This window comes from Clostridium sp. CAG:221 (genome assembly GCA_000435835.1).
Classification (GTDB): Bacteria; Bacillota; Clostridia; order Clostridiales; family Clostridiaceae; genus Clostridium.
On record FR883402.1, the window covers coordinates 92,218 to 109,210 of the forward strand.

The window sequence follows — 16,993 nt, forward strand, 5'->3', positions numbered from 1 at the left end:
ATGCCAAAAATGAAAACTCACAAAGGTGCAGCAAAAAGATTTAGAAAAACAGGTACAGGAAAGTTAAAGAGAGCAAAGGCTTTCAAGAGCCACATCTTAACTAAGAAAAGCGCTAAGAGAAAGAGAAACTTAAGAAAATGTGCTTATGTTTCAACTACTCAAGAAAAAGCAATGAAAAAATTATTACCATACCTATAATTAAGAAGGTTTAGGAGGATTAAAGAATGGCAAGAGTTAAAAGAGCGGTAAATTCACGTAAGAATCATAAAAAAGTATTAAAGCTTGCTAAAGGTTACTACGGTGGAAAGAGCAGATTATTCAAAACTGCTAACGAAACTGTAATAAGAGCATTAAGAAATGCATATGTTGGAAGAAGATTAAAGAAGAGAGATTTCAGAAGATTATGGATAGCAAGAATAAATGCTGCTTCAAGAATGAATGGACTTTCTTATTCAAAATTCATGAATGGAATAAAATTAGCTGGTGTTGATATCAACAGAAAGATGTTATCTGAAATAGCTATAAATGATCCAAAAGCATTTGCTGAATTAGTTGAATTAGCTAAGAAAAACTTAAATGCTTAATTAATACATAATGCGACTTAGGTCGCATTTTTTTTATAACTAAAGTTTTCTCTAAATAAGTTTTTTTTAAAATATACTTATACTTTTATTAAGATAGTGTATAATAATTTGGTAAAGTATTATTTTGGTATTATAAATTTCGTTTAGCAGAGGTGAATATATGCAGTATAAGTTTAATAAAGGGTTTAAATTGAATCCGATGCAAATCCTTTCACTAGGTTTTCTATTAATAATACTCATAGGAGGAATATTACTATCATTACCTATTTCATCATCTACTGGAGAATATACTAGTTTTATTGATGCTGTATTTACATCAACTTCAGCAGTGTGTGTCACAGGACTTGTAACTGTAGATACAGGAACTCATTGGAACTTATTTGGCCAAACTGTAATTATGCTATTGATTGAAATTGGCGGACTAGGATTTATGTCTTTTACTACATTAATTGCAATTTTACTTGGTAAAAAGATAACCCTTAGGGAAAGGTTGATTTTACAAAATGCAATGAATACCTTTAATATTCAGGGAGTAGTAAAAATGGTTAAATATATACTATTATTTACTATTTCTATTCAAGCTATTGGTGCACTTATATTTTGCACACAATTAATACCTGAATATGGATTAGGTAAAGGATTATTTTATAGTATATTTCATTCTATTTCAGCATTTTGTAATGCTGGTTTTGATGTGTTTGGTGGAGGGGTAAGTTTAACAACTCACAACACTAATGCCTTGGTAATACTAACAGCAGCAGCCCTTATAATTATAGGTGGATTAGGTTTCGGGGTGTGGACAGAACTATATAATGTAAAAAGAATAAGAAGGTTTTCAGTACATACAAAAATAGTTTTACTGGTTACTGGATTCTTAGTAATAGGAGGCACTATTTTAATGCTTCTATTTGAATATAATAATCCTGAAACCATAGCAACAATGAATGGTGGAGAAAAGGTTTTAAACTCTTTTTTTGCAGCTGTAACACCTAGAACAGCAGGATTTAATAGTATATCTACATCTGGTATGACTAGTGCAGGTAAGTTTTTAACAATGATCTTAATGATGATTGGAGGATCACCAGGATCTACTGCTGGTGGAATTAAAACCACTACAGTAGGGGTATTGATATTAACTGTAATTTGCGTTATAAAAAGAAGAGAAGATACAGAGGTTTTTTCAAAAAAAATATCAAAAGATCTTGTTTATAAAGCGTTTACCTTATTCTTTATAGGTTCAGGTCTTGTTATAGTGGTAAGTTTAATATTATCATTTACTGAAACAGGAGCATCTTTTACAGCTATTTTATATGAAACTGTTTCTGCTTTTGGTACAGCAGGCTTGACTATTGGCCTTACACCAAATTTAAGTGTAATTGGAAAAGTGTTAATTATGCTGATGATGTATATTGGAAGAGTAGGGCCTTTAACTGTAGTATTATCATTGACAAAGGAAAAGATTAAAAGTGGAATTAAATATCCAGAAGGAAAAATATTAATAGGTTAGGAGAAAGTAATAATGGCAAGTGGAAAACAATTTGTAGTTATAGGCCTTGGTAGATTTGGGCAATCTGTGGCAAAAACGTTATATGATCTAGGCCATGATGTATTAGCTATAGATATGGATGAAGAAGCAGTAAGAGATATTTCGGATTATGTAACTCATGCTGTGCAGTTAGATGCAACAGATGAAACATCAATAAAGAGCTTAGGACTTAGAAATTTTGATGTAGCAGTAATTACCATTGGTTCAAATATACAAGCAAGTGTAATGATTACACTTTTAGTTAAGGAACTTGGAATTAAATACATTATAGCTAAGGGACAAAGTGAACTTCATGCTAAGGTATTATATAAAATTGGTGCTGATAGAGTAGTGCTACCAGAAAAAGATATGGGTATAAGAGTAGCACATAATTTAGTATCTGCTAGTATAGTAGATTATATAGAATTATCACCTGATTATAGCATTTTAGAAATTAAGCCGCTAAAGGTATGGGATAATAAGACTTTAAATGAACTTAAATTAAGAAGTAAATATGGCATTAATGTTATTGCCATAAAAAAAGGTGAGGAAATTGATATAACACCAAGTGCAAATGCTGTTATAGATAGTGAAGATACTTTAGTAGTTATTGGACCAATAAATGATCTAAGTAATTTAGAAGAAATAATTGTTAAACAAAAGTAAGAGGTGTATACACTTTGATAATCATTGAAAGTAAGGAAAATTCTTTATTTAAGAATGTTAAAAAGCTTAAAGAAAGAAAAAATAGAGCTAGAGAAAAGAAATATATTATAGAAGGTTTTAGATTAGTTGAGGAAGGGTTTAAAGCTGGTGCAGATATTGAGTGCTTGATTATAGAAGAAGGAAATGAGCAAAAAGCAAATGAATTCTTAAAAGATTATTTAACAGCATCTAAAGTTTATTTAATGAAGAAAAGCCTGTTTAGTCAGCTTATAGCTACAGAAAATACACAAGGTGTATTAGCTGTTGTAAATATGAATAATAGTACAGAAGAAATAAAGGGAGATTTTTATCTTTTATGCGATAAAGTCCAAGATCCAGGAAATCTGGGTACTATCATTAGAACTGCTCATGCTGCTGGTGCTTCAGGGATAATCTTAACAAAGGGTACAGTTGATATATATAATGATAAAACCATAAGGTCAACAATGGGTTCAGTTTTTTATCTTCCAATTATATATGATAATGACTTAAGCTTCTTAAAGAAACTTAAAGAAGATGGTTTTAGCTTAGTTACAACATCCCTTCAGGAATCAAAAAATTTCTTTGAAGAGGATTTAAGAGGAAAGGTTATCTTAGGTGTTGGTAATGAAGGTAATGGCATAAGTGATGAAATATTTGCAATGTCAGATAAAAAGGTTAAGATACCGATGCCAGGTGGTGCAGAAAGCTTAAATGTGGCAGTGGCATCATCAATAATTTTATTTGAAAAAGTTAGACAAGGAATGCGATAAAAGTATTTTTTAATAAATACTTGAAAAAAATAATCTTTATTTGTATAATAAGTTGAAAAGAATATGTAAATACTGTGAATGAGAGAGTAATTATAAGGAATATTTCAGGGAGAAAAAGCCTTAGACTGGAAGCTTTTTTAATAAAAATTATAATGAAGTTCGCTCAGGAGTACTAGTTGTGAAATAATAGTAGTAACTAGCGGTTTAACCGTTATTTTAATTAAGAGGATGTTATGGTATTGCTGTAATATCAACTAGGGTGGTAACGCGGATATTCCGTCCCTTTTGGGGCTGAATATCCTTTTTTATTTGTAAATAATTTTAATTGCATAGCAATTAAATTTATAAGTATTTAATATTCGGAAGATACTGATTAAAAAGAAGGGAGTAATATCATGGAAGAAAAATTAACCGCAATTAAAGAAGCAGCACTTAATGAAATAGCTTCAGCTGAAAATAGTGCAGCTTTAGAAGAAATTAGAGTTAAATATTTAGGAAAAAAAGGTGAACTTACTACTATATTAAGAGGGATGGGTTCTTTATCACCAGAAGAAAGACCAGTAGTTGGTAAGTTAGTGAATATAGCTAAAAATGAAGTTGAAGCTAAACTTGAAGAAGTAGGAAGCAAAATAAAGGAAAAAGAAAAAAATGCTAAACTTGCCAGTGAAGTTATTGATATAACTTTACCAGGAAAGAAGCAAGTAATAGGAAAGAGACACCCATTAGATCAAACATTAGAAAGCATGAAGAATATCTTCATATCTATGGGATTCACAATAGAAGAGGGGCCAGAAGTAGAATTAGATCATTACAACTTTGAGGCTTTAAACATTCCTAAAAACCATCCTGCAAGAAGTGAACAAGATACTTTATATATCAATGATAGTTTAGTTTTAAGAACTCAAACTTCACCAGTTCAAGTAAGAACAATGGAAAAGCAAAGCTTACCAATTAAAATGATTTCACCAGGTAAGGTTTATAGATCAGATGATGTTGATGCAACACACTCACCAATATTCTATCAAATGGAAGGACTAGTTGTAGATAAGGGAGTAACTTTTGCAGATCTTAAAGGTACTTTAGAATTATTTGCTAAGAAAATGTTTGGGGATAAAGTTAAGACTAAATTTAGACCTCACCACTTCCCATTCACTGAACCTTCAGCAGAAATGGATGCAACTTGTTTCGTTTGTGAAGGTAAAGGATGCAAGGTATGTAAAAATAGTGGATGGATTGAAATCTTAGGATGCGGTATGGTTCACCCAGATGTACTTAGAAATTGTGGTATTGATCCAGAAGTATACAGCGGATTTGCTTTTGGTTTCGGTGTAGATAGAATGGTTATGCTTAAGTACGGAATAGATGATATTAGATTATTATACGAAAGTGATATGAGATTCTTAAATCAATTCTAATAATTATAGTTATTGTAGGAGGTAAAACAAAATGAAAATACCATATAATTGGTTAAAAGATTATGCAGAGATAAATGTTGATGCATATGAATTAGCAGATAGATTAACTCTTTCTGGTTCTCAAGCAGAAGAGGTTATAATGCAGGGAGATACAATTAAAAATGTTGTAACTGGAAAGATTACAAAAATTGAAAAGCATCCTGATGCAGATAGATTAAATGTTTGTCAAGTAGATATTGGAGCTGAAGAGGAAATTCAAATTGTTACAGCTGCTACAAATATGAAAGAACAAGATATAGTGCCTGTAGCTCTTCATAAATCAATATTAGCTGATGGTAGCGAAATTAAAAAAGGTAAGATGAGAGGCGTAGTATCTAATGGTATGTTCTGTTCTGAAGAAGAATTGGGGATTGCTGGAGATGAACCAGTACATGGATTAATGATTCTTCCAGAAGATGCACCATTAGGAATGGATATAAAGGAATATTTAAAATTAAATAAAGCAATAATTGATTTTGAAATAACTTCAAATAGACCTGACTGTTTAAGTATTGTTGGTATGGCAAGAGAAGCAGCAGCAACTCTTGGAACATCTTATAAAATGCCTACCTTCCAATATGAAGTTAAAAATTCAGCTAATATCAATGATGAATTAAAAGTTGAAGTTAGAGATGAATTATGTAACAGATATATGTCTAGAGGAGTTAAGAATGTTAAGATAGCTCCATCACCTTCATGGATGCAAGAAAGATTATTAGAAGCTGGAGTTAAACCAATAAATAATATGGTTGATATAACTAACTTCGTAATGATTGAACTTGGTCAGCCAATGCATGCTTTTGATGCAAGAGAAATTGAATCTGGAAAAATAGTTGTGGAAAGAGCTAAAGACGGTGAAAAATTCACAACTTTAGATGAAGTAGAAAGAACTTTAGATTCGGAATGCTTATGTATAAAAGATGGAGATAAGACTATTGCTTTAGCTGGTATCATGGGCGGATTAAATTCTCAAATAAAAGAAGATACAACAGAAGTATACTTTGAATCAGCAAACTTTGATGGTACAAACATCAGAGTAAACTCTAAAAAGGTTGGATTAAGAACAGAAAGTTCTTCAATATTTGAAAAGGATATAGATCCTAACTTAGCAAAGCTTGCTATAGATAGAGCTTGCAGCTTAGTATGTGAACTTGGTTGCGGAGAAGTTATGGAAGGAACTATCGATATATACAACAATGTTAAAGAAGAAGGTCACTTAACTGTTGATGCTAATTGGATTAATACTTTCTTAGGAACTGATATATCAAAAGAAGAGATGAAGAAAGCTTTAGATTCTTTAGATATAAAGACTGAAATAAATGGGGATATGTTAGAAATTACTACACCTACATTTAGAATTGATTTAACTATTAGAGAAGATATTGCAGAAGAAGTTGCAAGAATTTATGGATATGATAAAATTCCTACAACTGTATTTAGCGTATCTACTGAGAGAGAGCCTAAGTATAAGAAAAATATTTTAGAAGATAAAGTTATTGAAATAATGATAGGAAGTGGATTAAATCAATCAATAAGCTACTCATTTGTTTCTCCTAAGGTATTTGATAGAGTTAATATACCAGCAGATAGCGAATTAAGAAATGTTGTTAAGATTAAGAATCCTTTAGGTGAAGATTTCAGTGTGATGAGAACAACAACAATTCCTTCAATGATGGAATGTTTAGCTAGAAATTATTCAAGAAATAATGACTATGTTAGATTATTTGAAATTGGTAAAGTATATATTCCAAATGAAGACGAAAATCAAGTTCCAACTGAAAAGAATATATTAACTATAGGTATTTACGGAGATTGCGATTACTTAGATATGAAGGGAATCGTTGAAAACCTAGTAGATGGTCTTGGAGTTGAAAAAGCTAAATATGTAAGAGAAAGTGAAAATGCTAGCTACCATCCAGGTAAGACAGCTGCGTTATTAGTAAGAAATAAAAAGACTGCAGTTCTTGGAGAAGTACATCCAGATGTAACTGAAAATTATGGTATAGATGTTGATTGTTATATAGCTGAAATAGATTTAGATCAATTATTTGAAGCAGCTAAAATGACAAAGTCATATAAAGCATTACCAAAATTCCCTGCTGTAACAAGAGATATAGCATTACTAGTAGATGATTCTGTATTAGTTGCAGATATCGAGGAAGCTATAAGAAAAGCTGGTGGAAATTTAGTTGAAAAAGTTCAATTATTTGATATTTACAAAGGTGAACAAATTCCAGCTGATAAAAAATCAATAGCTTATGCAATAGCATATAGAGATGAAAATAAAACATTAAATGAAAAAGATATTACTAAAGTTCATGATAAGATATTAAAAGCTTTAGAGCATAAGCTAGGTGCTGTATTAAGATAATATTAAAATAATTTATAAAAATCAAAAGCAGATTTAATTTGCTTTTGATTTTTTATTTTAAAATTCAATTATAATTTTAATCAGTAATCTTTATGAAACATTTCTTAATATAACTAATGGGATGATATGATTCTTTTGATTTTCTTAGTCCTAAATTACCACAGTCTTCTTGCCTATTTACATATAAGGTATCACTGAAATACATTTCTAGAAAAGTTCTATTTAGAAAAGAATAAATTCCTTTAAATGAAATATCACAGCGTTCAATATGAATTATAGCTGTATCACCATATTTTTCACCTATAGAAAAGCCTGCAAGGGTATTATCTACATAAATTGCTATGGATTTCAAATCTAATTTATAAAAGTTTATCAATACATCTCTAATGACATCATACTCTATTTTTAGCTCTGTGCTAAGGAAAGTTTTTGATTTTTCCCATTTTCTTATTAAGTCTAAACAATCATTAATTATTTTAGGACTATTTATTTCAGATATTTTAAAGGAGTAGTTCTTTTTAAAGAAGTTATATAAATTTTTCTTTGAGTGATACTTTTTTCCACTTAAGTTAATTAAATCTTTTGTTAAATATATATATTCATAATCATCCGGTGAATCAACGATTTCAAATTTATGAGAGCAATATTTCCTTAAATCATCAATAAAAAAGTTTTCTACATCTCCAAATAGATAAAGGTTATGAGTATTATTTGATAAGACATTAGAGTTTGAATAATTATTACTGTCTTTTTCATATGATAGTAATAATTCAATGATTGAATTTAGTTTGCTTTGAGTGTAATTATAGGGAATCATAAAAAAATTTCCATAACATTCTTCATTTTTCTTAACAATTAAGGTATTGTCTATAATAGCAAAAGTGGTTTTTGATAAATTTCTCCATAAATATAACGAAGCAAAAGTGTATTCATATGAAGTAAAATTGCTTTTATAACAATAATTGTTGAATGTTTCTTTATCTTGGAGAGTTAAAGTATGGAATATATCCAAGATATCATCTCCTTTGTAAAAAATAAGCCATATAGTATATTTTATTAAAAAAAGGTAATACGGTTAATTAAAAATGGTATTTATAGAAAAAATCCTATGCCTTATAAGAATTTATAAAGACATAGGATTTCTAAAAATTAATATTTGAATTTTATTAATACTTCTTTGATTTGGCCTTTAGAATTTTTTCTTATACTAAAGTTTTTAATATCGCTAAATTCATGCTCAAGCTGATATGTTAATTCGTTGATTGTTGCTTTACATTTTTTTGAAAGCTCATTATCTTCAACAATTTCAAATCTTGATTTTTTACAAGTAGTTTCGTTTTGCTCATCATCAATTACTACATAATAATCAGAAGTTTCTTCTAATACATAGTATTCCTTATTTAAAGTTAAAGTAGAACATAAATCATTATTTATACATTTTAATAACATTTTACCATACCTCCCTTTATATATTACATTATACATCTATTTAATAAATGTTAAAATTGTAAGAATATATGAAATGTAATTATTTTTTTATATTTAATTAATTTTTTAATAAATTAATTTTTGCAACACTGTATAAAATCTTGTATAATTTATTTGAATTTATTAGAACTAATGAAGTACTTATATAAATAAGGGAGATAAAAATGAGTAAATTTAAAAATAATAGACTGATAGAAAAATGCAATCAATTAAATAAGGCCATAGAGATAGTTGGTGGAAAAGAATTCTTAAATACAAGGATAACAGATGATATTGATATGGCAGAATACATAATAAGCAGTGTTTTTGAAGGAGAAGAAGTTAAGTTTAATATTGCTGGTGTAGAATATATTATTCCTGAATTATTTAAAGCAAAGCTTGAATATGAAAAGAACTTTTTAAGAAATAAAGGTAAAGCTATTGATTCAATTGTATATAAGATTAAAAAGTATGATACAAGCTTAGATTCTGAAATAAGAAAATATAAGAAAAGCAATGGAATTGAAGAATATAATAGGATATATGATATAGTAGAAAAAAGATATAGAAGAGATATCAATATGTTGGTTTTAAGTTCAATTGATAGTAACATAGTAGAGCAGATTTCAGTAGAAGAAGAAGGAAAATACTATGGAGAATATCTTACTCAAAAGAAAAAACAAATAATACATGGTGTATTTAGTAAAATGGGTATAGTTTAATCTATACCCTTTTATATTAGTTAAACGCCTTCATTTTTAAAAGATGGCACAAAATCAGTGGTATTAGATCCTTCGCCTTGAATAAATCCATTTTTAACTCCAATGGATAATGCATAATCTATGATAGAATCATAATGTTTAGGATTCAACTTGTCATTTATTTTTGGATATTTATAAGCATTATGCATAGGTACATATTGATTCATCAATGAGATATAAATATCATCATGAAAAGTATTGTATAGAAGATCAATAACTTTTTTTGAATCAAATAAAAGCCCAGGTAGCAATAAGTGACGTACAATTACTCCCTTTTGAATTATTCCTTCATCATTAAATGATGGGGTACCTACTTGACGCACCATTTCTTTAATCACATTTAAAGCATTTTCGCGGTAGTTATTAATTTTTGAATACATTAGAGCATATTTATCATCAAAATATTTAAAGTCTGGTAGATAAACATCTATAAGTCCATCTAGGGATTTAATAGTATCTAATGAGTCTATTGAATTGGTATTATAAAGTATTGGTATGGTTAAGTTATTGCTCTTTGCAAGTTTAATGGCTTCAATAATTTGAGGTACATAATGGGTTGGAGTGACTAGATTTATATTATTAGCCCCCTGTTTTTCAAGTTCTAGGAATATTTCAGCCAGCCTTTCAACGGAAATAGTTTTGCCATTGAATTCTTGAGATATTAAATGGTTTTGGCAAAATACACATTTAAGATTGCAATGGGAAAAGAAAACTGTTCCAGAACCATTTTTACCAGAAACACAGGGTTCTTCCCAAAAATGTAATTGAGCTCTAGCCACCTTTAAATGATTATCAGCTTGGCATACACCAAGGTTTACATCTCTATTAACATTACATTTTCTTATACATAAGTTACACTTTTTTATTTCTGAATTTATTATCAATTTTAAACACCTCATAAAAGTATATCGTTTATTAAGATTCTATCAAATTTAAATATATTTTCAATAAATTTAAAATAACTAAGATAAAAATAGACAATATGTGTGGCAGAATATAGTTATTCAATGATAAATATGATATAATATCAGTAATTATAAAAAATTTGAGGTGTATTAAATGAATACTGTAACAGTTAAAATAAATGGTATGGAATATAATTTAAAGGGAAAAGAAGATGATGAATATTTACTAAAAGTTTCTGAATATGTTGATGGTAAATTTAAAGAAGTATCAAGTAATAATAATAAGTTAAGCATTAGTTCAGTTGCAGTATTAAGTGCATTAAATATAGCAGATGAACTTTTTAAATGCAATAAAGAAGTTGATGATTTACTTAAGAAAAAAAATTCTTTAGAGGAAAGAAATCTGACTTTAAAGGAAAGAATAAGAGAAATAAAGCAAGAAATTGAAGAAACTGTTAAAAATAAAAATCAAGAGATGGCTTCTTTAAAAGAAATGCTTTACTTAATGGAACAAAAGTCAAGAGAAGCTGAAATTTTAAATGATAAGGTTGCTGATTTAACTGAAGAGTTAGAGGAAAAGAGTAAATTGGAAGAAGAAGTAGCGTTATTAAAAGAAAAAATGGCGGCTTTACAAAATGAAAATGAAGATTTAGGCAGAAAAGTTGAAGTGTTAGAATCAAATCTTTCATCTTCAGATGAAAATAATAAAAAATTAAGCATGAGCCTTTTAAATACTCAAGATGAATTCTTGAAGGAAAAGAAGGAAAATGAAAAATTAAATTCAAAAATATTGGAGTTAAATGAAGAAATAGCAAATAAGATTTCACTAGAAGAGTATAATAATGTATTGGATAAGCATAGCGTTTTACAGGAAAGTATTGAACAAATATCAATTGAAAAAAGTGAAATTGAAAATATGCTAGAAGAATTTAAAATAAATATAAAGGATATTAAACTTGAAAATAAAAACTTAAAGGATAGTGAAGATGCTTTAAAACAAGCAATTTTATTGAAAGATGACGAAATAGAAGAATATAAGAGTAAATCATCTGTAGATGAAGAAGAGGCTAAAATTCTTAAGGATAAGATACTTGAACTTGAAGCTGCAATTACTAAAGGTAAAGAGCAAAGAAAGGCTTTATTAAATAGGGATAAGGATATAAAATTCCAATTACAAAACTTTAAATATAAGGTTTTAGATTTAGAAAAGAAACTTATTGATGTACAGATTGAATTAGCAGCAGAAAGAAGAAAAGCAAATCCATTATTAAAATAGAGTCTGTTCAAAGTGGAACAGGCTTTTAACATAAGCATATTTGCCTAAGTATTTTTTGGAACTTAACATAAGATAAAGAATATACAAAAAAGGAGACATAAAAATGGAAAAGGTAGAAATACTTGCACCAGCAGGTAGCATGGAAAGTTTAGTTGCGGCAATAAATAAAGGTGCTGACGCAGTATATTTAGGTGGAAATAAATTTTCAGCAAGAGCATATGCATCAAACTTTGACAATGATAATATGTTAAAAGCTGTTGATTATGCACATAGCTACGATGTAAAAATTTATGTAACATTAAATACAATTTTAAAAGAAAATGAAATTGAAGAAGCAGTAAGATATGTAGGGTATCTATATGAAATTGGTGTGGATGCATTAATAATTCAAGATTTAGGCTTATTAAAAAGAATTAAAGAAGACTTTCCATTGATGGAAGTACATGCATCTACTCAAATGACTATACACAATGGGGAAGCTGCAGTGTATTTTAAAGATAAGGGATTTCATAGAATAGTATTATCACGTGAAATGACATTAGAAGAAATAAAGTATATATCTAAGGATTTAGGTATTGAAACAGAAATGTTTGTTCATGGAGCTATTTGTGTGGCATATTCAGGACAATGTTTAATGAGCTCTATGATTGGTGGAAGAAGTGGAAATAGAGGAAGATGTGCTCAGCCATGTAGAATGGAGTATACTTTAAGAGGGGAAAAAAGTGGTGAAACTAAAGGACATTTATTAAGTCCTAAGGATATGTGTACTATTGAAGATGTAGAAGATATAGTAGAAACAGGAGTATACTCTTTAAAGATAGAAGGTAGAATGAAAAGAGCTGAGTATGTTGCAGGAGTAGTTGATAACTATAAAAAGGCGGTAAACAAAGTATTATATAATAAGAAATATGATGAACAAGCTGGAAAGAGACAGCTTTTACAATTATTTAATAGAAGCGGATTTACTAATGCTTATTTAAAGAAAAATACAGGTAAAGATATGATGAGCTTTAATTCACCAAAAAACTCAGGAATATCTCTAGGTGTAGTTGATAAAAGTGGAGACATAGTAATTAAAGAAGATTTAGCTGTAGGTGATGGAATTAGATATAGAGATAAAGGATTTACATTAAGTAAGATAGTACATAATGGTAATGAGGTAAAGAGTGCTAAAAGAGGTGACAAGGTAAAACTTTATCCAATTGATTATAAAAAAGGTGATGAACTATTTAAGAGTCTTAACAAGCAATTATTTGATGAGCTTGAAGAATACTTAAAGCCATACACTAAAAAGATACCTTTAAATGCTGTAGTAAATTTTGCGGTAGATAAGCCTGTAGCTATTAAAATAAATTATAAAGGTAATGATTATGAAGTACTAGGTGAGGTAGTTCAAAAAGCAGAGAAGAGGCCTTTAGATCAAGAAAGGATTAAAGAAGCTTTAAAGAAATCTGGAGAAGTTGCTTTTAAGATTGAAAATATAGAATTTGAGAATTTTGAAGACGGTTTTATGAGAGTTTCTGACTTAAATAATTTAAGAAGAGATATAATTGAGAAAATAACAAAAGAAGTATGTAGAAGCTATAGAAGAAAGAGGCCAGCTAAAGGTGATAAGAGCAAGGTATCTAGTGAAAAAACAAATGTTGAAATAATTTGCAGCTGCATAACAAAAGAACAAGTGGAAGCATTAATAGAAATGAAGATTGAAAATATAGCTGTTGATTTATTTAGTAGGGAAAAAAATTCAGTTAAAAAGAAGGATCTACTTGAATTAGCTGAAAAATACAAAGATATTAATTTCTATGTTAAGACTTCTACAATCGTTAAAGGAGAATTTAATAAGGTAGTTAATACTATTGAGGAAGTTTCATCTTATATCAAAGGTATTATTACATCAAATGTTGGTATAATAAGTAAATTTAAAGATAAATTATACATCATTGGCGACTATAAATTAAATATTGTTAATTCACAATCTTTAGCTTTTTATCAGGAAGATGTAGATGTTCCTACTTTAAGTTTAGAGCTTAATAGGGGAGAAATTAAGAGTTTAATGAAAAATGCCAATGGAAATGCTGCAATGGTTGTTTATGGTAAGCCAGAGCTTATGATAAGTGAATATTGTCCAATTGGAAGCACATTTGGCGGAAGAAACAAAGATAGTGGATGTAATGGAATATGCTCAAAAGATAAATTTAAATTAATTGACAGAGTAAATGAAGAGCTTAGAGTAATGACAGATTTATATTGTAGAAGCTATATTTTAAATCCGGTACCTTTAAATATAATAGATGAAATAGAAGAATTAAAAGGTTTTGGTATAACTACTTTTAGATTTGATTTTAGAGATGAGACTTATAAAGAAGTTAAAAATGTAATATCAATATTAAAAAATGGAGATGCTTTTGATAGTAAAGAATATACAAAAGGGCATTATAGAAGAGGAGTAGAATAAAGTTATATGGTTATAATAGCAATTGTAATTTTACTTACAGTTTTTATTTATGGGATTTTAGAGATGAATAGAAGCAGTAAAAACATAAGTAAAGAGAAAATGAGGGGACTAACCACTGCAGATAAAAATGCTGCAGTGGGCATAGTTAAGAGCTACTGGAGAGTTTGTATGATTTTACTGGCAATCATAATTGGCTTCATATTTATTATGATTTCGCAGATCATTGGTAAAACAGTTATATATAGTAACACAGTAAGCATTATGGCAATGGTGTATTCTGTGATAGCTTGTGTTATTATTATATTGAATAAGAAAAAAATGAAAAAAGAATTTGATAAATATATGAAATAGCAAGAGGGAGAGAGTGATGAAAGAAAGAACTCTAAGGATTTTAGAATTTAATAAAATTAAAGATAAAGTTGAAAAATATGCAATTACCTCAAGCGGAAAAGAAATGGTACATTCTCTAGAACCTTTTAAATCAACTTATGAGGTTGAAAAGAAACTTGAAGAAACAAATGAGGCATTGGAATTATTAATTACTAAAGGTGCACCTCCTTTTGAAGGCTTATATGATACAAGAGAGGCCCTTGAAAGAGCAGCAAAGGGAGGAATCCTTACACCTGAGCAATTATTAAAGATTGGTGGTATGCTTAGAGCTTCACGTAGATTTAAAGAATACATGAATAGGAAAGAAGATGAAGTTGCATATAAGAATCTAGAAGATTTAGCTTATATACTAACTCCTGTAAAATCTCTTGAAAATGATATTGAAACGGCAATAATATCTGAGGAAGAGATAAGTGATAAGGCAAGTGCAATACTTTATAATATAAGACGAAGCTTAAAAGAAAAAAATTCTTCTGTTAGAGAAAAGATAAATTCCATTGTAAGATCTAATTCTAAGTATTTGCAAGATGCAATTTATACTATGAGAGGCGAAAGGTATGTGCTTCCAGTTAAGGCTGAATATAAAGGTGCTGTGCCAGGACTTGTACATGATCAAAGTTCCACAGGGGCAACTTTGTTTATAGAGCCTATGAGTCTTGTTAATTTAAACAATGAAATAAAAGAGTTAATGCTAAAAGAAAAAGCAGAGATTGAAAGAATATTAACAGTACTATCAGCAAAGGTTACAGAACATATAAATGAATGCTTAAATAATTCAAAAATACTAACAGAGTTAGATTTTATTTTTGCAAAAGGTAAATATGCTTCTGCCATAAATGCATTAAAGCCCAATGTGTCAAAGGATAGAAGTTTTGAAATATTTGGTGCTAAGCATCCGTTAATCAATCCTAAGGAAGTAGTGCCATCTGATGTTTATCTAGGTAAAGATTTTACAACATTAATGATTACAGGTCCAAATACAGGTGGTAAGACAGTAACCCTTAAGACTGTAGGGCTTCTGCATTTAATGGCTTTAAGTGGGCTTTTAATTCCTGCAAAAGATGGATCTACCATAGGATTTTTTAAAGAAATATATGCAGATATTGGTGATGAACAAAGTATAGAGCAATCACTATCAACTTTTTCATCTCATATGACTAATATAGTATCAATCTTAGAAAAAGCAGATAGAGATTCTCTTATAATTATTGATGAGTTAGGTTCAGGAACAGATCCTGCTGAAGGGGCTGCTTTAGCAATTTCAATTATTGAAGAATTAAAAAGCAGAGATGCAAGAGTTATGGTTACAACTCATTATAGTGAATTAAAAGGATATGCACTAAATACTGAAGGTGTTGAAAATGCATCAGTAGAATTTGATGTTGAAACATTAAGACCAACTTATAGATTACTTATAGGTATACCTGGTAAGTCTAATGCTTTTGAAATATCAAGAAGATTAGGATTAAATGATAATGTAATATCTAAAGCAAAGGAATATATGTCAAAGGATAATCTACAATTTGAAGACCTTATAAGAGACTTACAAGAAAAAAGTATCATTGCTAATAACAATGCAAGAGAAGCAAGGATGTTAAAGGAACAGGCTGAAAAGTTAAAGTTAGAATATGATCAAAAACTTGCTAAAATAAATAAAGTAAGAGAAAAAGCTTACGAAGAAGCTAGGCAAGAAGCTAAAAATATTATAAGTAATGCTAAGGATGAAGCCGATGAAATTGTGAAGGCTATGCGTGAACTAGAAAGAATGGGTATAGCTGAAGGTGGAAGAAATAGACTTGAAGAGGAAAGAAAGAAGCTTAAGGATAGTCTTGAAGCAAAAGAAGCTGCTCTGAGAGCTGCTAGAGAAGAAAAGGGAGAAGCAATAACAAAGGTTACACTAGGTATGGAAGCAATGTTACCATCTTTAAATCAAAGGGTGGTTATTATATCTATGCCTGATAATAAGGGTGAAGTTCAAGTTGAAGCAGGTATCATGAAAATAAATGTTAAGCTTAAAGACTTAAGAAAAGTAGATGCTGCACCTGTTAAAAAAGAAAAGAAAAAGCGAGAACTTAAACTTAATACTAAATCTATTGAAAGTAGAATTGATTTAAGAGGTATGGATTCAGAAGAAGCTTGTTATAGAACAGATAAATATTTAGATGAAGCATATCTGTGCAATTTAGGTGAAGTTACTGTAGTACATGGAAAAGGTACTGGAATTTTAAGAAAAGCAATTAATGATATGTTGAAAAGACATCCACATGTTAAATCATATAGACTTGGTGTATATGGAGAAGGTGGAGATGGCGTTACAATTGTTGAATTAAAATAATATAAATTATTTA

At 29.2% G+C, this 16,993-nt stretch carries 15 protein-coding genes and 1 other annotated feature; of the genes, 12 read left to right on the forward strand and 3 right to left on the reverse strand.

Annotated elements, in window-relative coordinates:
- The 7 genes from rpmI to pheT all read left to right on the forward strand — a co-directional run bounded on the left by rpmI (window position 1) and on the right by pheT (window position 7,391).
- The gene (rpmI, locus tag Q5O44_RS07915) at window positions 1-198 is read left to right on the forward strand and encodes a 50S ribosomal protein L35 (RefSeq protein WP_022167872.1); all 198 of its coding nucleotides are present in this window, start codon (window positions 1-3) and stop codon (window positions 196-198) included.
- A gap of 26 nt (window positions 199-224) precedes the next feature.
- Window positions 225-584 carry a 50S ribosomal protein L20 gene (gene rplT / locus Q5O44_RS07920; RefSeq protein WP_022167873.1) on the forward strand — a complete coding sequence of 120 codons (360 nt, stop codon included), beginning with the start codon at window positions 225-227 and terminating at the stop codon, window positions 582-584.
- 160 nt (window positions 585-744) lie between these two features.
- Complete coding sequence (locus Q5O44_RS07925; protein ID WP_022167874.1) at window positions 745-2,091, forward strand: TrkH family potassium uptake protein; 1,347 nt, start codon at window positions 745-747, stop codon at window positions 2,089-2,091.
- Window positions 2,092-2,103: 12 nt separating this feature from the next.
- Window positions 2,104-2,775, forward strand: coding sequence for a TrkA family potassium uptake protein (locus Q5O44_RS07930; protein WP_022167875.1), 672 nt, complete (start codon window positions 2,104-2,106; stop codon window positions 2,773-2,775).
- A 14-nt stretch (window positions 2,776-2,789) separates the two neighbouring features.
- Complete coding sequence (locus Q5O44_RS07935; RefSeq protein WP_022167876.1) at window positions 2,790-3,566, forward strand: RNA methyltransferase; 777 nt, start codon at window positions 2,790-2,792, stop codon at window positions 3,564-3,566.
- Between the two features lie 65 nt (window positions 3,567-3,631).
- Window positions 3,632-3,853 (forward strand) — a binding site (T-box leader).
- 108 nt (window positions 3,854-3,961) lie between these two features.
- Window positions 3,962-4,981: a phenylalanine--tRNA ligase subunit alpha gene (pheS, locus tag Q5O44_RS07940; RefSeq protein WP_022167877.1), complete on the forward strand. Its 1,020-nt coding sequence runs from the start codon at window positions 3,962-3,964 to the stop codon at window positions 4,979-4,981.
- 31 nt (window positions 4,982-5,012) lie between these two features.
- On the forward strand, window positions 5,013-7,391 hold the full coding sequence (pheT, locus tag Q5O44_RS07945; RefSeq protein WP_022167878.1) for a phenylalanine--tRNA ligase subunit beta: 2,379 nt from the start codon (window positions 5,013-5,015) through the stop codon (window positions 7,389-7,391).
- Between the two features lie 76 nt (window positions 7,392-7,467).
- Here pheT and Q5O44_RS07950 read toward each other — a convergent pair whose 3' ends face one another.
- The gene (locus Q5O44_RS07950; protein ID WP_022167879.1) at window positions 7,468-8,403 is read right to left on the reverse strand and encodes a DUF2156 domain-containing protein; all 936 of its coding nucleotides are present in this window, start codon (window positions 8,401-8,403) and stop codon (window positions 7,468-7,470) included.
- Window positions 8,404-8,540: 137 nt separating this feature from the next.
- Window positions 8,541-8,840, reverse strand: a complete 300-nt coding sequence (locus Q5O44_RS07955; RefSeq protein ID WP_022167880.1) for a hypothetical protein — start codon at window positions 8,838-8,840, stop codon at window positions 8,541-8,543.
- Window positions 8,841-9,043: 203 nt separating this feature from the next.
- Between Q5O44_RS07955 and Q5O44_RS07960 the strand changes: the two genes are divergently transcribed.
- Entirely contained in the window at window positions 9,044-9,580 is a 537-nt protein-coding gene (locus tag Q5O44_RS07960; RefSeq protein ID WP_022167881.1) for a hypothetical protein, read from the forward strand.
- 20 nt (window positions 9,581-9,600) lie between these two features.
- Here Q5O44_RS07960 and Q5O44_RS07965 read toward each other — a convergent pair whose 3' ends face one another.
- A complete protein-coding gene (locus Q5O44_RS07965) occupies window positions 9,601-10,503 on the reverse strand; it encodes a radical SAM protein (RefSeq protein WP_022167882.1) in 903 nt (300 codons plus the stop codon).
- A gap of 175 nt (window positions 10,504-10,678) precedes the next feature.
- On the opposite strand from Q5O44_RS07965, the gene zapA reads away from it, so the two are divergent.
- The 4 genes from zapA to Q5O44_RS07985 all read left to right on the forward strand — a co-directional run bounded on the left by zapA (window position 10,679) and on the right by Q5O44_RS07985 (window position 16,980).
- Window positions 10,679-11,800 (forward strand): cell division protein ZapA, encoded by a 1,122-nt coding sequence (zapA, locus tag Q5O44_RS07970; RefSeq protein ID WP_022167883.1) that lies wholly within the window; start codon window positions 10,679-10,681, stop codon window positions 11,798-11,800.
- Window positions 11,801-11,903: 103 nt separating this feature from the next.
- The gene (locus tag Q5O44_RS07975; protein ID WP_022167884.1) at window positions 11,904-14,255 is read left to right on the forward strand and encodes a DUF3656 domain-containing protein; all 2,352 of its coding nucleotides are present in this window, start codon (window positions 11,904-11,906) and stop codon (window positions 14,253-14,255) included.
- A 6-nt stretch (window positions 14,256-14,261) separates the two neighbouring features.
- Entirely contained in the window at window positions 14,262-14,606 is a 345-nt protein-coding gene (locus tag Q5O44_RS07980) for a hypothetical protein (protein ID WP_022167885.1), read from the forward strand.
- A 16-nt stretch (window positions 14,607-14,622) separates the two neighbouring features.
- Entirely contained in the window at window positions 14,623-16,980 is a 2,358-nt protein-coding gene (locus Q5O44_RS07985; protein ID WP_022167886.1) for an endonuclease MutS2, read from the forward strand.
- The last annotated feature ends 13 nt before the right edge of the window (window positions 16,981-16,993 follow it).

What these genes read in the sequence shown, in the direction of transcription:
- Q5O44_RS07960 (WP_022167881.1), top strand. Translation starts at nt 9,044, where the DNA reads ATGAGTAAATTTAAAAATAATAGACTGATAGAAAAATGCAATCAATTA.
- Q5O44_RS07930 (WP_022167875.1), top strand. Translation starts at nt 2,104, where the DNA reads ATGGCAAGTGGAAAACAATTTGTAGTTATAGGCCTTGGTAGATTTGGG.
- Q5O44_RS07925 (WP_022167874.1), top strand. Translation starts at nt 745, where the DNA reads ATGCAGTATAAGTTTAATAAAGGGTTTAAATTGAATCCGATGCAAATC.
- rplT (WP_022167873.1), top strand. Translation starts at nt 225, where the DNA reads ATGGCAAGAGTTAAAAGAGCGGTAAATTCACGTAAGAATCATAAAAAA.
- pheT (WP_022167878.1), top strand. Translation starts at nt 5,013, where the DNA reads ATGAAAATACCATATAATTGGTTAAAAGATTATGCAGAGATAAATGTT.
- Q5O44_RS07955 (WP_022167880.1), bottom strand. Translation starts at nt 8,840, where the DNA reads ATGTTATTAAAATGTATAAATAATGATTTATGTTCTACTTTAACTTTA.
- rpmI (WP_022167872.1), top strand. Translation starts at nt 1, where the DNA reads ATGCCAAAAATGAAAACTCACAAAGGTGCAGCAAAAAGATTTAGAAAA.
- Q5O44_RS07975 (WP_022167884.1), top strand. Translation starts at nt 11,904, where the DNA reads ATGGAAAAGGTAGAAATACTTGCACCAGCAGGTAGCATGGAAAGTTTA.
- pheS (WP_022167877.1), top strand. Translation starts at nt 3,962, where the DNA reads ATGGAAGAAAAATTAACCGCAATTAAAGAAGCAGCACTTAATGAAATA.
- Q5O44_RS07985 (WP_022167886.1), top strand. Translation starts at nt 14,623, where the DNA reads ATGAAAGAAAGAACTCTAAGGATTTTAGAATTTAATAAAATTAAAGAT.
- Q5O44_RS07980 (WP_022167885.1), top strand. Translation starts at nt 14,262, where the DNA reads ATGGTTATAATAGCAATTGTAATTTTACTTACAGTTTTTATTTATGGG.
- zapA (WP_022167883.1), top strand. Translation starts at nt 10,679, where the DNA reads ATGAATACTGTAACAGTTAAAATAAATGGTATGGAATATAATTTAAAG.